The sequence below is a fragment of the Paenibacillus lautus NBRC 15380 genome (assembly GCF_004000945.1).
GTDB classification, from domain to species: Bacteria; Bacillota; Bacilli; order Paenibacillales; family Paenibacillaceae; genus Paenibacillus_AQ; species Paenibacillus_AQ lautus.
This window is the reverse complement of record NZ_BIMF01000009.1, coordinates 102,878-121,639: the sequence shown is the minus strand read 5'-3', so window position 1 is coordinate 121,639 and position 18,762 is coordinate 102,878. Positions and strand designations below refer to the sequence as shown.

14 protein-coding genes are annotated in these 18,762 nt (G+C 50.4%); 12 read left to right on the top strand and 2 right to left on the bottom strand.

Annotated features, from left to right (window positions below):
- Window positions 1-26: 26 nt before the first annotated feature.
- The 4 genes from PLA01S_RS17195 to PLA01S_RS17180 all read left to right on the top strand — a co-directional run bounded on the left by PLA01S_RS17195 (window position 27) and on the right by PLA01S_RS17180 (window position 4,815).
- Window positions 27-845 (top strand): MBL fold metallo-hydrolase, encoded by an 819-nt coding sequence (locus tag PLA01S_RS17195; protein WP_127593288.1) that lies wholly within the window; start codon window positions 27-29, stop codon window positions 843-845.
- A 41-nt stretch (window positions 846-886) separates the two neighbouring features.
- Window positions 887-1,993, top strand: coding sequence for an extracellular solute-binding protein (locus PLA01S_RS17190; protein WP_164817450.1), 1,107 nt, complete (start codon window positions 887-889; stop codon window positions 1,991-1,993).
- Window positions 1,994-2,080: 87 nt separating this feature from the next.
- Window positions 2,081-3,109: an ABC transporter ATP-binding protein gene (locus tag PLA01S_RS17185; RefSeq protein ID WP_127593286.1), complete on the top strand. Its 1,029-nt coding sequence runs from the start codon at window positions 2,081-2,083 to the stop codon at window positions 3,107-3,109.
- Complete coding sequence (locus tag PLA01S_RS17180; RefSeq protein WP_127593285.1) at window positions 3,106-4,815, top strand: ABC transporter permease; 1,710 nt, start codon at window positions 3,106-3,108, stop codon at window positions 4,813-4,815. Before PLA01S_RS17185 ends, PLA01S_RS17180 begins: the two co-directional genes overlap by 4 nt.
- Window positions 4,816-5,075: 260 nt before the next feature.
- On the opposite strand, the gene PLA01S_RS17175 is transcribed toward PLA01S_RS17180, so the two are convergent.
- Both PLA01S_RS17175 and PLA01S_RS17170 read right to left on the bottom strand, forming a co-directional pair.
- Complete coding sequence (locus PLA01S_RS17175) at window positions 5,076-6,155, bottom strand: substrate-binding domain-containing protein (RefSeq protein WP_127593284.1); 1,080 nt, start codon at window positions 6,153-6,155, stop codon at window positions 5,076-5,078.
- A gap of 346 nt (window positions 6,156-6,501) precedes the next feature.
- On the bottom strand, window positions 6,502-7,443 hold the full coding sequence (locus PLA01S_RS17170) for an MTP-1 family protein (RefSeq protein WP_127593283.1): 942 nt from the start codon (window positions 7,441-7,443) through the stop codon (window positions 6,502-6,504).
- A gap of 145 nt (window positions 7,444-7,588) precedes the next feature.
- On the opposite strand from PLA01S_RS17170, the gene PLA01S_RS17165 reads away from it, so the two are divergent.
- The 8 genes from PLA01S_RS17165 (at window position 7,589) to PLA01S_RS32645 (ending at window position 18,601) form a co-directional block, all read left to right on the top strand.
- Window positions 7,589-8,437: a helix-turn-helix domain-containing protein gene (locus tag PLA01S_RS17165; protein WP_127593282.1), complete on the top strand. Its 849-nt coding sequence runs from the start codon at window positions 7,589-7,591 to the stop codon at window positions 8,435-8,437.
- Window positions 8,438-8,723: 286 nt separating this feature from the next.
- Window positions 8,724-9,638 (top strand): ABC transporter permease, encoded by a 915-nt coding sequence (locus PLA01S_RS17160; RefSeq protein ID WP_127593281.1) that lies wholly within the window; start codon window positions 8,724-8,726, stop codon window positions 9,636-9,638.
- 11 nt (window positions 9,639-9,649) lie between these two features.
- Window positions 9,650-10,546 (top strand): carbohydrate ABC transporter permease, encoded by an 897-nt coding sequence (locus tag PLA01S_RS17155; protein WP_127593366.1) that lies wholly within the window; start codon window positions 9,650-9,652, stop codon window positions 10,544-10,546.
- A 104-nt stretch (window positions 10,547-10,650) separates the two neighbouring features.
- On the top strand, window positions 10,651-12,276 hold the full coding sequence (locus PLA01S_RS17150; RefSeq protein ID WP_127593280.1) for an ABC transporter substrate-binding protein: 1,626 nt from the start codon (window positions 10,651-10,653) through the stop codon (window positions 12,274-12,276).
- 159 nt (window positions 12,277-12,435) lie between these two features.
- Complete coding sequence (locus PLA01S_RS17145; RefSeq protein ID WP_246059631.1) at window positions 12,436-15,417, top strand: alpha-mannosidase; 2,982 nt, start codon at window positions 12,436-12,438, stop codon at window positions 15,415-15,417.
- Window positions 15,414-16,082 carry an SGNH/GDSL hydrolase family protein gene (locus PLA01S_RS17140; protein WP_127593278.1) on the top strand — a complete coding sequence of 223 codons (669 nt, stop codon included), beginning with the start codon at window positions 15,414-15,416 and terminating at the stop codon, window positions 16,080-16,082. The genes PLA01S_RS17145 and PLA01S_RS17140 overlap by 4 nt, the downstream gene beginning before the upstream one ends.
- Before the next feature lie 461 nt (window positions 16,083-16,543).
- Window positions 16,544-18,175, top strand: a complete 1,632-nt coding sequence (locus tag PLA01S_RS17135) for a hypothetical protein (RefSeq protein ID WP_246059629.1) — start codon at window positions 16,544-16,546, stop codon at window positions 18,173-18,175.
- A 204-nt stretch (window positions 18,176-18,379) separates the two neighbouring features.
- Entirely contained in the window at window positions 18,380-18,601 is a 222-nt protein-coding gene (locus PLA01S_RS32645; RefSeq protein WP_246059628.1) for a hypothetical protein, read from the top strand.
- Window positions 18,602-18,762: the final 161 nt, after the last annotated feature.

The window sequence follows — 18,762 nt, the reverse complement described above, 5'->3', positions numbered from 1 at the left end:
CACTACAGTGGCAAGGAGACATGACTTTGAAAATTCACTTTCTAGGAACTGCAGCCGCAGAGGGCTTTCCCAATGCCTTTTGCCGCTGCGAGCATTGCAACAAAGCGCGGGAGCTTGGGGGAAAAAATATCCGCACGCGAACTTCCGCCATCCTGGACGATGTCATCAAGTTTGACTATTCCCCGGATTCCTATATGCAGGCGCTGCGGGACAATATCGATCTGGGAGCAATCGAGCACCTGTTGGTCACGCATTCGCATTCGGACCATTACAATGCCGTTGATTTGGAATGCCGCAGGGAAGGAATTGCGCACGGCCTTCAGCATCCGATGCACATTTATGGAAATGGTACGGTGATGCATCATACGCGTGCCGCCATCGGCCGCTTTGAAGGACAAAGGTATCAATTCCATCTGTTGCGCCCGTTTGAGACCTTCGATATGGGCGATGCAAGGGTAACGCCATTGTTGGCGGATCATGACCGCATGGAAACCTGTCTGTTATACGTGATCGAAAAGGAAGGAAAAAAACTGCTGTACGGGCACGATTCGGGCTGGTTCCCGGATGCGACATGGGCATGGTTAAAGGGCAAAAATCTGGATTGCGCCATCCTCGACTGCACGCATGGATATACGGGGAACTCCCGCGACCGCAATCATATGTGCGTAGAGACGGTGCTGGAAGTCCAGCGCGAGTTCCAAAAAGAAAATATCCTGAAGCCTGAAGGCCAAATCGTCGTCACACATTTTAGCCATAATTCCAAGCTGCTTCATGAGGATTTTGTCCGCATCTTCAGCCCCGTCGGAATTTTGCCGGCATATGACGGGTTGATCATCAACATTTAAACCAAATAAAATGACACGATCAAAGGAGAGTTAAGGGAATCATGAGAAAACTTTCAATGGCGCTACTTCTCATTATGTGTGTGATTGTATCGGCTTGCGGAGGCGGCAACAATGCCGGCAATGCAAACTCGGGCACTTCGGAGTCCGGGGCCCCGACCGGGTCGGAATCGTCGTCTACGGAACCGGTCCAGAATGAAAAGTTGATCGTGTACACGAATGCGAACTCTGACGGCCGCGGCGAATGGCTGATTGAGAAAGCGAAAGGTGCGGGCTTTGACATCGAAATTGTCGGAGCGGGCGGCGCCGACTTGACGAACCGGTTGATTGCCGAGAAGAACAACCCGATCGCGGACGTCGTATACGGCTTGAACAATATGCTTTATGAGAATTTGAAAAAGGAAGACGTTCTGGCTAAGTTTGTTCCAAGCTGGGCCGGAGATGTGGAGCAGGGCTTGAACGATCCGGAAGGCTACTATCATGGCCTTGTGAAGCAAGCGATTCTGCTTGGGTATAACCCGAACGAATTCACGGCCGAAACCGCGCCAAAGGACTGGACCGACCTTTATAAGAACGATGCGTACAAAGGGAAGTACGAAGCTCCTACGCTGCTTGGACAAAATACGCCTCGTCTTATTGTAGCGGGCATTCTGACCCGTTTCCAAGATCCGAATGGTGATCTCGGCATATCCGAGGAAGGCTGGAATGAAATTCAGCAATTGTATGACAACGGCGTCAGCGCAGTCGAGGGCGAAGACTTCTATGCCAATTTGGCCAGCGGCAAAACGCCGCTAGGGGCACTCGTTTCCGGAACCCTGCAGCAGAAGGAAGAGCAATATAAAGTGAAAGCAGGCATTGTCAGTCCCGAAGTCGGCGTACCGATGGTCGTGGAACATGCAGCGCTCGTGAACGGAACGAAGAAACAGGCAACGGCGGAGCGGTTCGTAGAATGGCTCGGATCCAGCGAAATTCAAGGAGAATTTGCGGCTGAGTTCAATGCCATGCCGGCAAATACGAAAGCGGTCGAGCAAGCCAATGATTCCGTCAAGGAGCTGTTTACTTCGTTAAAACCACAAGATTTCGATTGGGCCTTTATTGCCGAAAACATGGATCTGTGGGCGGAGAAAATCGAGTTGGAGATTATGCACTAAATAACGGAATGGAGTCAAGCCGGCTGCATATTGGGAACGCCAATATGCAGCCGTTCATTCAAGTACAACAAAAAGGAAGATAATAATATGATTACATTCCAGAACGTTGACATTAAATTCGGAGAATTTCATGCGGTCAAAAACCTTAATTTGCATATTCGGGAAGGGGAATTCTTCACGTTCCTCGGTCCCTCGGGTTGCGGGAAGACGACGACCCTCCGCAGTCTGGTCGGGTTTATTATGCCTACGAGCGGACAGATCCTGCTGAAAGACACCGACATTACCCGTTTGCCGATCGAAAAAAGAGAGATCGGGATGGTATTTCAAAGCTATGCTCTGTTTCCGACGATGAATGTGTACGAGAATATCGCTTTTGGCTTGCGTGTCAAGAAGTGTTCCAAGGCGGAAGTGGACCAGAAGGTAAAGGACATTGCCCGGAAGGTTGATCTGAAAGATGATCAGCTGTTCAAGAAGGTATCGGAACTATCCGGCGGCCAGCAGCAGCGCGTTGCGATTGCCAGGGCGCTGGTTTTGAAGCCGAGCATCTTGGTACTGGACGAGCCTTTATCCAACTTGGACGCCAAGCTGCGGGTACAGCTGCGCAATGAGCTGAAACAATTGCAGAAGAAATTCGGGATCACAACGATTTATGTCACGCACGACCAGGAAGAAGCATTAACGCTGTCCGACCGGATTGGAGTATTCAATCATGGAGTCTTGGAGCAAGTGGGCACGCCCATGGAAGTTTACAATCAATCCCAAACGGAGTTTGTATGCAATTTCATAGGAGATATTAATCGGATCGATCCGCGGATGGTAGAGAACAGCCGGTTGAAGGATATTGTTCAGCCAGGGAATATCGCCTATATCCGCAATGAGAAGGTAAGCCTGCTGCCCCTGCAGGGGATCGATGCGATCCAACTGAAAGGCAAGATCGCGGACCGGGAATTTTACGGTTTATACAGCAAGTACGTATTGGAGATTGCCGGCGGCGGACGGTTAAAAATCATCGAAATAGAAAGCCCGCTCGTCCATCATGAGGTCGGTGACGATGTAGACATCTACCTCCCGGCCCGCGATATTTTGCAATATCCGATGAAGGAGGGGGAAGCATGAATGCCCGGAACCTGAGCACCCGGCTGGCTTCCATAAACCCTTTCTCGATCCTTTTATACGGGTTGATTGTCTGGTTTGTCATTGCCTTTCTGATTTATCCGAACTTGAATATTTACGGCGAAATATTCTTTAAGGACGGCAAATTTACGCTGGAAGCGGCAGAGAAGCTGCTGTCGTCCGAACGCGCGATGAGAAGTTTATATAACAGCTTTATTCTCGCTTTTTCGCTTGTCATTACGGTAAATGTGGTGGGCATTACGCTGGTTTTGATTTCGGAATATTTCGATATCAAAGGCGCGAAGATGTTGCGGTTGGGTTACTTTACGACCCTGATTTACAGCGGAGTCGTGCTGGTGTCCGGCTATAAATTCGTCTATGGCGAAGAAGGGTTTATGACCAAGCTTTTAGTTCAATTGTTCCCTTCTTTTGATACGACATGGTTTCATGGCTATTGGGCGGTTCTATTCGTCATGACGTTCGCCTGCACGTCCAATCACTTTCTGTTCCTGAGCAATGCGATTCGCAAAATCGACTTCCAAACGGTGGAAGCCGCGAGAAATATGGGGGCGTCTACGGGGTATATCCTATGGCGGGTCGTACTTCCGGTCCTGAAGCCTACGATCTACGCGCTGACGATCCTGACTTTTCTCACCGGCCTGGCTGCGACGTCCGCGCCGCTAATCCTCGGGGGCAAGGAATTCCAGACGATTACGCCGATGATTCTGACATTCTCGAGAAGCATGACGTCAAGAGACTTGGCTGCGCTGCTGGCTCTTATTCTCGGAGTGGCCACACTGGTGTTGTTGACCGTGATGATCCGGTTCGAACGTAAGGGCAACTTCATGTCGGTCTCCAAAGTCAAATCGGAGCTGGTCAAACAAAAAATCCGCAGCAAATCCGGTAACATAGCTGCTCATATTCTGGCTTACGGCCTGTTTGTTCTCTACATCGTTCCGGTTGTGCTGATCATCATCTTTTCGTTCACCGATGCGGCCAGTATCTCAACCGCCACGTTGAATTTGAACAGCTTCACGTTGAATAATTACATTCAAGTGTTTTCATCCATGTCGGCATTCAAGCCTTATCTCGTAAGTATTCTATATGCCGCGGGAGCCTCGGTCATTGTCGTCGCATTGGCGCTGGCCGCGTCAAGGATCTTACATAAATATAAGAACAAGTGGGCGCTTGCCCTGGAATACGCATTGCTGATTCCGTGGATTCTGCCGTCAACGCTGATTGCAATCGGACTGATCGTAACCTTTAACACGCCAAAGCTGATGATCGGGAATACGGTGCTGGTTGGCACGGTCTGGATGCTTCTGATTGCTTATGTCATCGTCCATATTCCTTTCACCCTGCGAATGGTCAAGGCCTCCTTCTTCAGCTTGGACAGCAATCTGGAAGACGCTGCAAGGAATTTGGGTGCCAAACCGTTCTATACGTTCAGAAAAGTATTGCTGCCGATCATTCTACCGTCGACGCTAGCTGTTCTTGCCTTGAATTTCAACGGAATTTTGGCCGATTATGACGTTACCGTGTTCCTCTATCATCCTTTGTACCAGCCGTTAGGAATCGTCATCAAGAACAGTACGGATGCGCAGGCGCTAGCAGATACCAAAGCGTTGACATTGGTGTATTCGGTGATACTGATGATCATGTCCTCCGTTACTTTATATTTCGTTTATGGAAGAAACAGCAGATCTTGAGGGCAAGAGAGGATCACTTCGTCTTTTTTAGTGTACGTGCACAATGCTAGGCCTAGGCAGCAATCGGCGGTGTTGTACCCGTCAGCGTCGAATAGTACAGAAATGATATGAAGTGGATGGGCTTGAAGGATTATAGATAGGGGCTGGTCCATGATCTTTCGCAAAGACAATGAACCAGTTCCTTTAGCATGTTTTGCCGCATTATGAAAGGCAATGGACTCCAGCACATCCTGGAATCCATTGCCTTTTTTGGCGTTGCCTTAACCTTGGACGGGCTTGATCGTGTCACGTATGACCAAGCTTGTAGGCAGCATGACTTTCTTATTGCCGTAAGACGAGCCTTCGGTAATTTCGAACAGCAGCTTGGCACTCTCATAGCCGAGGACATCGAAATATTGCTTCACGGTGCTCAAGGCGACCTTGGCGAATTTGGAGCTCTCGAAATCGTCAAAGCCCATGAGGGATACTTGTTCGGGGATACGAATGTCAAGTGCGGTGAGCTGTTCGATTACCTCAAGGGCCCGCTTGTCGTTCGCGCAGAACAGAGCGGTCAGCTCTCCGTTGTGGATAAGGCTTGCCAGTGCAGCATAGTCGAGTTCCTTATCCAGGAACAAGAGCGAATCGGGGATCGGAATGGACGCATTCGACATGGCGTTGCAATAACCGTTATATCGGTCAACCTCCGGGCTCAGATGATAGTCGTAAGCCGCGAATCCGATTCGTCGATGTCCTTGCTGTATCAAGTATTCTACCGCTTCATAAGCACCGTCATGGTTGTTACAGGTGACAACGTTGACCGGATAGCCGGAAGGGGAACGATCCAGCATAACGAACGGAATCGATTTTTTGCGAATCTCTCCCAGATAGCCCTTAGCAGCTTCGGGATCGGAGGAATAGATGAGTAATCCTCTTAGCTCCGTTTGAATCAGCCCCAGAATGAGCTCACGTTCCTGTTCGAAGTCGTTCTCCACGAATTCGATGATCAGCTTGCAGCCATGCTGGCCTAGAAATGACTGAATGCCTCTCATGATCTGCATATACGAACTGTCGTACAGGTCGACGCCGGAGATGACGAAGGCCACCAGATTGGAGGTCTTCTCTGGGACGGCTGCTTGGCTGGCGACAAAGCTTCCCTTACCTCTGACGCGGTAGATCACGCCCTCGTTCACCAGCTCAGACAACGCCTTACGCACAGTGATGGAGCTGACATCCAGCAGCTTGGAAAATTCCGACTCGCTAGGTATCCGATCGTCCTTCGTAAATTCCTGATTCTCAATTTGGGACAAGACATAGTCTTTTACCATCTGGTACTTTGGCAGAGCCAAGTCCTTCTTGCTCAAGTAGGTTCACCTCGTATCAACATTTCCTCAATTATAGCGCATGTCACTTTAAAAAGTATACGTACTTGGAGCGTATCTCGGAAAAAAACTTGTCGAATAGGCCGGAATTTTTCGGGAATTAAGCAAGAAACGAGCGAAATGATATAAAATCTTTGAATTTCATGAAGGTTTGTATTACTATGGGGTCAAATAAAGTATGTGTTTTAATTGACTTATCATAACAACTTTTAACCTTAACACCTTGCAGAAAAAAGAATGGCGCTATATCAAGACGCAATCGGACATAAAAACGAGCCGCTGGGGAATCCAGCAGCTCGATCTTGGAATCTTGATCTTGGAATTTCTTCTATAAGGTTACAATGGCGCCTTCCTTCTCGAACGGGTAGTCGATGACGATGCGCGCCGCTTCGGTATCGCCGATGCCGCTGTACAGATTGACCTTGCCGTCGGGACGCATTTCGATGCCGGCGGTGAACGCGCAGTCGGTCAGATGCTGCTTCTTGGCGGGGCCATCCGGATAACAAGGACGGGTGCCGATGATTTTCAAATCCGAGAAATGATTCGTCTGCGGGTCCAATACGAAGGCCATGTTCATATAAGTCGATGTATCTCCTTGCGCGTAGCAGATATGGCCGATGACGCCGATCTTCCCGCTATCGAGCAAGTAGGCTTGGTTGCAGCCGCCCCACTCATCCTTGCTGAATAATCCGCGGATATAAGGGGCGTTCTCGATGACTTCGGGAGAGAGGTCGTCAAGGCTGTCAATGACAGTGAATCCTACCAAGGATTCGCTTCCGAATTCCTTGCGAATCTCTTCGCCGCGCGGCCTGGAGAAGACACCGATCCTCCCGTCCTGGAGCTCTACGAGCCGAATATCCTTCATATAATCCGGACCGGTCGTGAAGTAGAAGAGATCGTGAAGATCGCTGCCTTTGTAGAAATAACCGTAGAACGTATCGAGCCGTCCCTGCTTGTAACGGACATGCGTGCCGCCCAATACGAGCTGTTTGTTGATCACGCTAATATAAGGGTCCTCAAGCTGATAAATCATCGTATCCGGCACGGCCGTCCACTCGTCCGGACCGCTCTGCTCGAACAAGCGAACCCACGACCTCGCCCACTCATTTCGCTTCTCCACGCGTCCGTAAATGTAGCGCTTGCCGTTCCATTGAAATGGAATCGTAGGGTTGTAGACATCGAAGCCTTCGACTCCGTGGAAGACAAGCTTGGCGCTTTCATAAATGCGTTTGTTTGCTTCGAATTGCTGACGTAGTTCCAGTAAGTTCATTCGTGTCAAATCTCCTTTCAGGCTTCAATAACCACTCTATCCTAATCGAAAGAGCTGCTCCCGATCTTGCTCTATTTTGGAACGCTTTATGGTGTTTTGACATCGGAGGAAGTTGTCAGTATACAAACAAGGAGGGATATCGCCTATGTTGAAGCTTTATGCGGCGGACGGCATTGATTCTGAAATTCAGGCCCACTATCGGCTGATCGCTTCGGTGCGCGATACGATCGGCATGCATACGCACGACTTCTTTGAATTGTTTCTTATCCTGAAAGGAAGCGTTGTGCATGTCATTAACGGGAAAAGGCAGCTGCTGCAGGAAAATACGCTCGTGTTCATACGTGACCGTGACGTTCATTATTATGAGCAGACGGTGGACAGCGATTGCCAGTTCATCAATTTGTCGTTCCATCGCGAGGTCCTGGACGACCTCATAGCTTTCTTGGGAGGAGGGTTCCCAAGCGAAAGACTGCTTGGGCCGGCCATGCCGCCGTCGACCTTGCTGTCCAAAACGGAGAAGGAATATGTGCGGTACCGGCTGGACCAGCTCAGTCTGATCCCGCAGGAGAAGAAGCTGGCCGTCAAAGCGGAGGTAAGAGCCGTCTTGACCGACCTGTTCTCCAGGTATATCAAGGCTGACGCGGATCCGATTGAGCTTACCGGACAGCCGGAGTGGTTTAAGTCACTATGCCGAAAGGCGAAAAAGAAAGAGCACTTCACGCGGGGAACGGCTGTGCTTGTCCAGCTGTCGGGCAAATCGCATGCCTATGTATGCAGAATGTTCAGGAAGCATCTCGGAATGTCCCCGACCCAGTACATTAACGAATTGAGAGTGTCTTATGCCGAGAATTTGCTGCTAAATACGGATATGGACATCGTGGACATCAGCCTTGAGATTGGACTTGACAACGTCAGCTACTTTTACGACTTGTTCAAGCGGAGGCATAACCTAACGCCGCATCGATATCGTCAGTTCGGGACAACCCGAAGATAGTATGCTAATTAACGGTGAATACATAAACATTTTTATGTATTGACGATGAAAATAGTATGTGTTATTTTCTACTTAGCATAATAAGTCATGAGGCATCATGATAATAACATCTATAGGGGACGGTAGCCGGAAGCAAATGCGTTTTCGACGAACGTTAGGATACGGTCTGGGGGTGAAAATGAATGCGCTTACATATAAAACAAACCAAATGGCCAGGCTCATGCGGCCTCGAGCAATAGACCAGCTGTATCCGATCACAACATGTTAACAGTCAGGAGGTGTTCCTTTGAAGACAACCAATAACAGGCTGGTGGCCAGGATCGTCAAGCACCGCTATCTCTACCTTATGGTGCTTCCCGGCTTTCTGACGCTGTTAATCTTTCACTATTTTCCGATGTACGGAATATTAATCGCTTTCAAAGATTTTAATGCTTCCAAGGGGATTTGGGGAAGCGAGTGGGTGGGGATAAAATACTTCACTTCTTTTTTTAACGATCCGATGGCGTTCAGGGTTTTAAAGAATACTTTGCTTCTCGGTTTGTATACTTTATTCTGGTCATTTCCCGCACCGATCATATTGGCTCTGTTGTTTAATGAACTGAAAAACAAGGGCTTTAAGAAGCTTGTGCAGACGGTTTCTTATTTCCCGCATTTTATTTCGGTTGTCATTGTTGCGGGGATGCTTAAGGAATTTACGGCGAGAGACGGTTTGTTTAACCATATTCTCGGCTTCTTCGGCGGAGACCCGATCATGTTTCTGCTCGAGCCTGACTATTTCCGGACCATCTTCATCTCTTCCGGCATATGGCAGGGGGTCGGGTTCGGCACGATCATCTACCTTGCTGCATTAAGCGGAATTGATCCTACCCTGTATGACGTGGCCGAGGTAGACGGCGCAGGCCGGTGGAAGAAGGTTTTGCACATCACATGGCCGTCGCTTAAACCGACCACCATTATTTTGCTGATTTTCGCCGTCGGAGGAGTCCTCGGGAGCGATTTCCAGAAGATCATCCTGCTCTATTCGCCTGAGACTTACGAAGTAGCAGATGTCATCGGGTCCTATGTTTATCGTCAAGGTATACTAGGCGCACAATACGAGTACACGACGGCCATCGGATTATTCATGTCGGTTATTTCCTTTACGATCCTTTACTTGACCAATTGGTTAAGCCGGAAAGTATCAGAGACGAGTTTGTTCTAGGTGGTGGGATGTTGAAAAAGACTAGTTTGGGTTCCAGAGCGTTCGATGTATTCAATGTTGTTATCATGCTATTCATCCTGATTGTCGTGCTGTATCCGATTCTGAACATTATCGCGACATCGCTAAGCGGCACGCGTTACATCTCCTCGGGGAGCGTAACGATTTGGCCCAAGGGATTTAATCTGGAGGCGTACACGACGGTATTTCAGGATCCGTACATTTTTAAAGGATATCTGAACTCGATCCTTTATGCGGCCGGCTCTACGGGCATCATGCTGCTGTTTACGGCACTGATGGCGTATCCGCTCACGATCCCGGGATTTGCGGGCAAGAAATTTCTGACCATTTTTCTCATGATTACGATGTTTTTCGGCGGCGGCTTAATCCCGACCTATCTGCTTATGCGCGGTTTGAACCTGTTGGATACGGTCTGGGTCATGATTCTCCCCGGTGCGATCAGTGCTTATAATGTGTTTCTGTTTCGGACCTTCTTTCTGAATATTCCTTCTGAACTGAAGGACTCCGCCTATATCGATGGGGCGAGTGATTTGGTGGTTCTCTTCAGGATCATACTGCCGTTGTCGAAAGCGCTGTTTGCAACCTTTGCTCTATTCGGTCTGGTCGGAAGCTGGAACAGTTGGTTCGAGGCTTTGATTTATTTGCGAGATCAGGATAAGTATCCATTGCAGATGGTGCTCCGAAACTACCTGTTTACCTTGGATACGACTGCGATTCAAGGACGAGTAGGAGGCGGCGCGGTCGCCATTAATGCTCCGGGGGAAACACTTGATCCCAAGGCGGTACGAATGAGCGTCATCATTATTACCATGTTTCCGATCATGTGTATTTATCCGATCTTCCAGAAGCATTTCACCAAAGGGATATTCGTCGGCTCCATCAAAGGCTAAAAATGCGGATACGGCGGTGTAAGCAAGCTGCGTGCGCAGTCGTGACCCGTAATGAATAGCAGATTTGAAGAAGCGGTTAATTGTGCAGATTAGGGGGAAATGGAATGAACAAATTGGCAAAAATGCTTGTCCTCGGATTGGCCCTACTGATGGTTTTTTCCGGATGTTCGAATGATTCCGAAACATCCGATACCCATGAAGAGAATCAAGAAGTCATGCGCTTTTCGGTCACGCTGCCGGCAAACGGCGTGGATAATCCGAATAGTCTGGTGGGCAAGGAATGGCACAAACGCATGGAAGCTTATATGGGCAAGAAGGTAGAAATTGAATATAACTATATTCCGTCTTCCGAATATGACGAGAAGGTCAAGCTTATGATCGCGAGCGACGATCTGACAGACTTCTTCGTGACGCCGTTATTCTATGATACGACCGAAATGGCCGAACAAGGCCAACTGCTTGAGTTGGGCCAGTATCAAGATTTAATGCCGAATTATATGAAGTACATTAGCAAGGTAAAGAACGGGATGAAGCGGGTAACGGATGCCGACGGCAACATGTTCACCTTTAAAGAAACCTCCACGCCCAGATTCCCCGAGGATCGCGGCATGCTCATCCAGAATACGTCTGCTTACCGCTATGACGTGTTCGAGGCCAATAACATCAAAATTCCGGAAACGCTCGATGAATTTTATGATGCTGCCAAAAAACTTAAAGAGCTCTACCCCGATAAATATCCCGTCGCGACCAAATGGAACAGCTTGAGATCGCTGTTCTCCGCGAACCATATCCGGGATGAAATTTTCTGGGACGGCGAGAAATATGTATACGGAGTTCTGGATGAAGGATATAAAGATGCGCTCCAATTTGCGAATAAGCTGTATGCGGAGAAGCTGTTAGATCCGGAGTATACCATTGATACGGACGATACGCTGAAAAGAAAAGCGCTGAACGGTGACAACCTTATGTGGCTTACGCAGTGGTTTACGACGCCGGCCGAGTACACGAGAACAGCCGACGACGGCAAGATTTTCGCGGTTTCGCTGTATCCCGACAATCCGAAGTACGGAAAAGCCTGGCAGGAGGTTGTGAACGGCAATACACCTGACTTGGGCTGGGGAGTCTACGGCGTAAGCTCGAAAGTTAAAAACCCGGAAGAATTGATCAAATTCATCGATTATCAATATTCGGATGAAATGATCCAGCTCATCACTTGGGGAATCGAGGGCACGACCTATACGATCGGGGAAGACGGCGTGCCGACCTTTGTCGACTCGCTGAAAACGGCCAAGGATCCCTGGTTGGAGGGCGATAAATACGGCATGCGCGCAAGCCGAAACCATAACCCCGGCTTGCAGATGGTGAGCGATGCAAGAGCGTTCGTGGATTTTGCCGCGACCGACTATACGGTATTTAACGGCAAATATGAAGAGGTGCCGATTGAGAAGGCGGAATTCCTGACGAGCCTGCCCATGCCCGAGAACGACTATGTTCCTTCCTGGTTGAGCGAGCCGTCGATTCAACTCACGGGCAGTGAAAGCCAGCGGGTCTCGGAAATTATGAACCCGATCAAGACGTTCGTTACGGAAGAACAGGCCAAATTCGTAGCAGGCAAGAACAGCTTCGACAATTGGCAGGCATTCATCGATAAGGTCAATAAAATGGGCAGCATTGATGAAGCGCTGAAAATCTATAATGATGCTGCACAAAGAGCTCTAGGAAACGAATAGAAATCGACCCTTCGCTGGAAGGCCTCAGCGGAGGGTCGGCATGTCGCAAGGCGATAGGGTCATAGATAACGAAACCATAGGATGTGAGAAACCTTGAATGAAAAGAAAGAGATTTTATTCCATGTGGAAAAGCTGCTACACAAAAGAAATCAATTTATGATGACGAAGCTTTCTGCTATCGATTTTTCCGGTTTTACGACCATGGAACAACTGTTTATTCATGAAATGGATGGACAACCGTTTGAGAGTTTCGCTCCGGGTCAACGGTGGGGAGAAAACTGGGGATACGGCTGGTTCCGTGGGGCCATCGTCGTTCCCGAGGAGGCTGAAGGCAAGCGGCTTGTGGCCATGCTTGATTTTGGATCCGAAGCGACCATATATATAAACGGCATCGTGAGCGGCGCAAAGGACCTTAACCATCATTACGTAACTTTAACCCGTTCGGCGAAAGCCGGCGAGGCATTTGAAATCGTCGCGGAGGCGTACGCCGGCCATGCGGATTCTCAGCCGACGTTCGGAGAGTCGCAGCTCTGCGTTTTGGAAGAGGAAGTCTACCAGTTTTTCATCGATTTGGAATGCTTGTACGATCTTCGCAATCATCTGGATGCCAAATCCCTCCGGGTTGCGGAGGTTGATCGTTGCCTGACTCAGGTGTTCGCGACGATTGACCTGACCCTGCGTCAGGAATCGCTCTGTGAGAACGCAAAACAGTGCCGGAAGTTGATGGAGCCGCTCCTCTCCTGCGTGAACGGTTCAACGGCGCCGACCCTGTACCTGATGGGACAGTCCCACCTGGATGTCGCCTGGCTGTGGCCGATCGCGGAGACGAAGCGGAAGATTGCGCGGACCCTGTCCAATCAGTTGGCGCTCATGGACGAATATCCGGAATATACTTACACCCAGAGCCAGCCGTATTTGTTCCAACTGGTCAAGACGTTGTATCCAGAGCTGTATGCGCGAATCAAACAGGCGGTGAAGGAAGGAAGGATCATTCCCGAAGGCTCCATGTGGGTAGAGCCTGATACGAATCTGCCCAGCGGCGAGAGCCTGATCCGCCAGGCGATGCATGGCAAGCGGTTCTTCAAGGATGAATTCGGCGTGGACAACGAGATGCTGTGGCTGCCTGACGTATTCGGCTATTCCGGAAACCTGCCGCAAATTATGAAGGGCTGCGGGATCCATTATTTCGCGTCTACAAAATTGTTCGGTACTTATGATAATGTAGCGGACCCGTTCCCGTATAATACGTTCATGTGGGAAGGAATCGACGGCTCGCAAATTTTGACGCATCTGATGAACTACGGCGATTACTACCCGATTCGGATCAACCCGTCGTTCTTAATCCATCAGTGGAGCGATCGAGTCCAGCTTGAGGGAATTTCCACGCGGCTCACGCAGTTCGGACACGGCGACGGAGGCGGCGGCTCCAATCGGGATGATCTCGAGTTTATGCGCAGGCTCGGCAATTTGGAGGGCGTTCCCAAGACGAAGCATGGCTCGCCGATCGAATTTTTTGAGGATCAGATCGAAAAAGGCATCCCTGATGCCAAATATGTAGGGGAGCTCTATTATCCGGCTCACCGCGGGACGTATACGACGCAAGCGATCATCAAAAAGCTGAACCGAAAGGCAGAAATCGGTTTCCGCGAGGCAGAGCTTTGGGGGGCTGCGGCGGAGATGCTGTTTAACCGGGCCTACCCTTACAAGGATATGGACCGGCTATGGAAGGTTCTGCTGCTGCACCAATTCCACGATATTCTGCCGGGCTCATCCATCCATCGCGTTCACGAAGAGGCGCAGCTGGAACTGAAGGAATTGAATCAGAACGTATATGACATGGCTTCAGACGCAAGAGATGCGCTCACGGACGACGATGTCTCCCGGGTTACCGTCTTTAATTCCCTGTCCTGGCCGAGAAAGGAACTGGTCGCGCTGCCTGCCGGCGTCCACGGAATTGCGGACGGGAATGGAGCGGTTATGCCGGTGCAATTGCATGAAGGCGTTCGTTATGCCGAGGTGGAAGCTCCTTCCATGGGCTGGTCGACATACAAGGCGGGACCGGAAACGGCGGATGTTTCTGCCGTGTCTGCAGTCCTTGCAACGGAATCGCATATGGAGAACGAATGGATCGTGCTCGAAATGAACGAACAGGGCGAGTTTACGCGTATTTTTGACAAGGAGACCGGCACGGAATGGGCGGCGGATCGCTGCAACGTCATGCGGATGTACCGGGATCAAAATTCGGATTTCGATGCTTGGGAGCTCGATCGGCGCTACCGCTTGGCACCCATCGAGCTGAAAACAAGCGCCAAGGTATCCGTTACCGCAAACGGCCCGCTCTTCGCCAATATTCGGGTTCAGCGCGAACTGAACCAATCGACCCTGATCCAGGATATCCGGCTTTGTGCCGGCAGCCGCCGGGTGGAATTCCATACAACGATTCACTGGCGAGAGAAGAACAAGCTGCTAAAAGTCGATTTCCCTGTTCGCGTTCATGCGAACGAGTCGCTGCAGGAAATTCAGTTCGGTTACGTCAAGAGGCCGAATCATGCTTCGCGTCCGCATGATGCGGATCGTTACGAAGTGGTTCAGCATAAGTGGTCGGCGCTTGCAGAAGCGAATCGCGGCTTCGCGCTGCTGAACGATTGCAAATACGGGATTTCCGTCAACGACAACACGATGAGCCTAACGCTGCTTCGAGCTCCGACGTGGCCGGATGAGACGTCCGATCAAGGGACACATCATTTTACATATGGATTTACGTTCTGGAACGGCGCGTTCCTAGGCAGTCCTGTCGTGCGGGAAGCCTACGAGCTGAACTATCCTGTCAGCCTCGTGTCTGGAGGAAGCCGGGAGGAGCAATCGCTGCTCTGCATCGATCAAGCCAATGTGATCGCGGAGACGGTCAAGCTTGCCGAAGACGGTTCGGGCGATTGGATCGTGCGTCTGTACGAGAGCAAGGGAGCCTCCGTAGCGTGCGAGCTTCACGTTGGGCTGTCCGTTAAGGTTGTTTATGAAGCAAATATGCTGGAAGAAAAGAATGCGGAATTGCCGCACGAGGGCGGAAACGTACTGCTTCAGTTCCGTCCGTTCGAGGTGAAGACGATTCGACTCCAATTGAATGGGAGGAACAAGGGATGAAGCTGAAAGAAGGACAACGCCTAGTCATGATCGGCGACTCGATCACCGACTGCGAGCGTAAATATCCATACGGGGAAGGGCTGTTCCAGGGCGTCGGTAAAGGGTATGCCGCACTCGTAGACGGGATGCTGCAGGCGGCATATCCCGAGCTCTTTATTCGCGTGACGAATATGGGCATCGGCGGCAATACGGTTCGGGATTTGCAGGCCAGATGGCAGACGGACGTGCTGGATCTGAATCCGGATTGGTTAACGGTCATGATCGGCATCAACGATGTATGGCGGCAGTTCGACCAACCTGCGGTTCCGGAGTCGCATGTGAGCCTTGAAGAAAATGAGCAGACCCTGGAAGAACTAGTGCGTTCAGCGCTGCCCGGTCTGCAAGGACTCGTGATCATGACGCCGTTCTATCTGGAGCCGAATGACCAAGATCGTATGCGCAGCCGGATGGATGAATTCGGACGCGCAGCCAAGAGGGTTGCGGAGCGTGTAGGCGCATTGTTTGTGGATACGCAGGCAGCTTTCGCCAGCCATTTCGACTACGTGCATCCTACTGCGCTGGCGTCCGACCGGGTGCATCCGAGCTTGACGGGTCATCTGCTAATTGGGCGCGCTCTGCTGGAGGCGATCGGCTTCGATTGGTCGCGCATGCGAATCGGCTCCTGACGTCAACTGTCTTAGTTGTTTCGAATAATTCCTCATAAGCAGATTTATGGGTTCGAAAGACATTTCTATACAGAGAACAGCCGCGCAGCTTGAGCGGCTGTTACTCACAAAGAATATTATATTCGCTTACATTATAAGCTTCGAGACGGGGCTTCCTCATATCGTAAGAAAAACTTCCGCTAAATGTGGTCTGGCTTCATTGAAAATGCACGTTGATAGACGTTTTTTTTATTGCTCGATCTCGAACATTGCTCCCATGCTGCGAAAGGAGGTGGTCAGTGAGGAGTTCATCAACGGAGAAGCGATGCCGCTTTAGCTTCACTTCGATTGCTTGACCGCGATAGCAAACGCATCCAGAGTTATTTCGTACCCATGGCTGTAGATATGGTTTGAACAGACGGTATCGGGTCAATGCAACGATTTCTTTGTATCAAAACGATAAAGGTCGGGAGGTAAGAGAAATGAAAATGAAAATGAAACAGTGGAAACGTGCGGGGATATGGACTTGCATCCTGCTGATGGCCATGACGGCGCCGGGGGCCGCGATAGCAGCGCAGGCAGCCGGAAGCAGCGCCGAGCAGGATGTGAGCACCGAGAAGATAAAGGTCCAGAAGCCATTCATGATCAAGGTCGTGGATGCCGAGACAGGCAGGGGCATTCCTCATGTCCAACTGAAGACGACGAACAGTGTGCTGTATTATACGGACAGTGCCGGTATTGTGGCATTCGACGAGCCAGGTCTGATGGATCAGACGGTCTTCTTCCATATGTCGAGTGACGGCTACGACATCCCCGCCGACATGTTCGGCAACCGGGGGCAGGCCGTACAGATCACACCCGGGGGCATGATTACGCTCGAGATGAATCGGATCAACATTGCAGAGCGGCTGTACCGGCTGACAGGCCAAGGCATTTATCGCGACAGCTTACTCGTTGGCCAGAAGCCGCCCATTAAGGAGCCGCTGATCAACGGCTTGGTCATGGGACAGGATTCCGTGCAGACGATCGAGTACAACAATAAACTGTACTGGTTCTGGGGCGATACGGACAGACCGGCCTATCCGCTGGGGAACTTCCGCGTGACGGGTGCGACTTCCAAGCTTCCAAGTAAGGGGGGACTGGACCCGGATGTCGGCGTAAATCTGGACTATTTTACGAAAGACGACGGCTTCGTCAAAAGTTTGGTTCCGCCTCTGCCTGACGGTGCAGGCATAGCCTGGGTATTCGGTCTGATGACCGCCAAGGACAGCGCCGGACAGGAGCGTCTGCTCGCCGGCTACAGCACGCACAATCCTGAACCCACCGCCTTCGGCATTCTTGCCTTTAACGACAATACGAAGGAGTTCGAGCAGGTCGTCCAGTTCCCTTCCAAGGACGATTGGCGCCATCCGGGCGGCCAAGCGACCTATTATGAGGAGAACGGTTCGGGCTACTGGCTCTTTACCGAACACCGGATGCCGAATTTGCGCGTTGCGGCCAGCTATGATGCCATCATCGACTATACCCAATACGAATCGTTTACGAGCCTGACGCCGGGAACAACATACGACGGGGCTCAAACGTCCCTGGAACGCGACGCGAACGGCAAGCTGATATGGGGCTGGAAAAAGAACACCCCTCCGCTTACCCAAAATCAAGAGAAGGAACTGATTCAATTAGGTCTGATCCAAGCGGACGACCCGCACTATTATCAATTGAAAGATGCAGATACCGGCGAAGCGGTGGAAATCGCCTCAAGCTCCATCGAATGGAACGATTACCGGCAGCGCTACGTGATGATCGGACAGCAGCTGCAGGGCAAGACGTCGGTGCTCGGAGAAATCTGGTACGCGGAAGCACCATCGCCCCATGGTCCTTGGACCAATGCCAAGCATATCGTTACGCATAACGACTATACTTTTTATAACGTAGCCCAGCATAAACACTTCAACAAGGACGGCGGCCGGGTCATCTATTTCGAAGGAACCTATACGAATACATTCACGAATCATGTCCCAACGCCGCGGTATAACTACAATCAAGTCATGTATAAACTCGACTTGGCGAATCCAAAGCTAGGGCTTGAGCCGGTTCAAGGAACAACCGGTCAATAGAGCGCCAGACTACTTAAAATAACCGAATAAGGACCTTTCCGAAAAGCACTGAGGTGCTTTACCGGAAGAGGTCCTTTTCGACTTGGCCAGAACGATTATTCTACGCCAATTGATGATGAGGCATATATTGCCGCTTATATTGAATTTATCCGGGTTATCCTGGAAAAGTATAACGATCCCTATATCTTTTGCTGTGTTGGAACCATGAATAACAACTATCTTGCGAGTGTGAATAAGGTGGTGACCTATTTCAATCAAAGTGGAAGCGGGAAGGTGTTTTTAGTGGATTTAGGACTGATTCATCCAGAGGTGGAAGGATGGGGCGGCCGATATCATCCCGGCTATCAGACGCATTACCGAATGGGCTGGGAGCTTGCCTCTTTTATATCCGCCAATACCGGATGGAATTGCTTAAGCGTCCTTTAATCGCCACGGAATGCGTGTTCTAAATCGTTCATTTATCGGGAAAAGCTAGATCCGGCTGCAACAAAACTACGCACGGACACGATTACAAATCTCGAATATCTTCAAACTCAAAAGGACCGTCAGGGCGAACTCCCCTGACGGTCTTTCTTGCACGAAAGCCC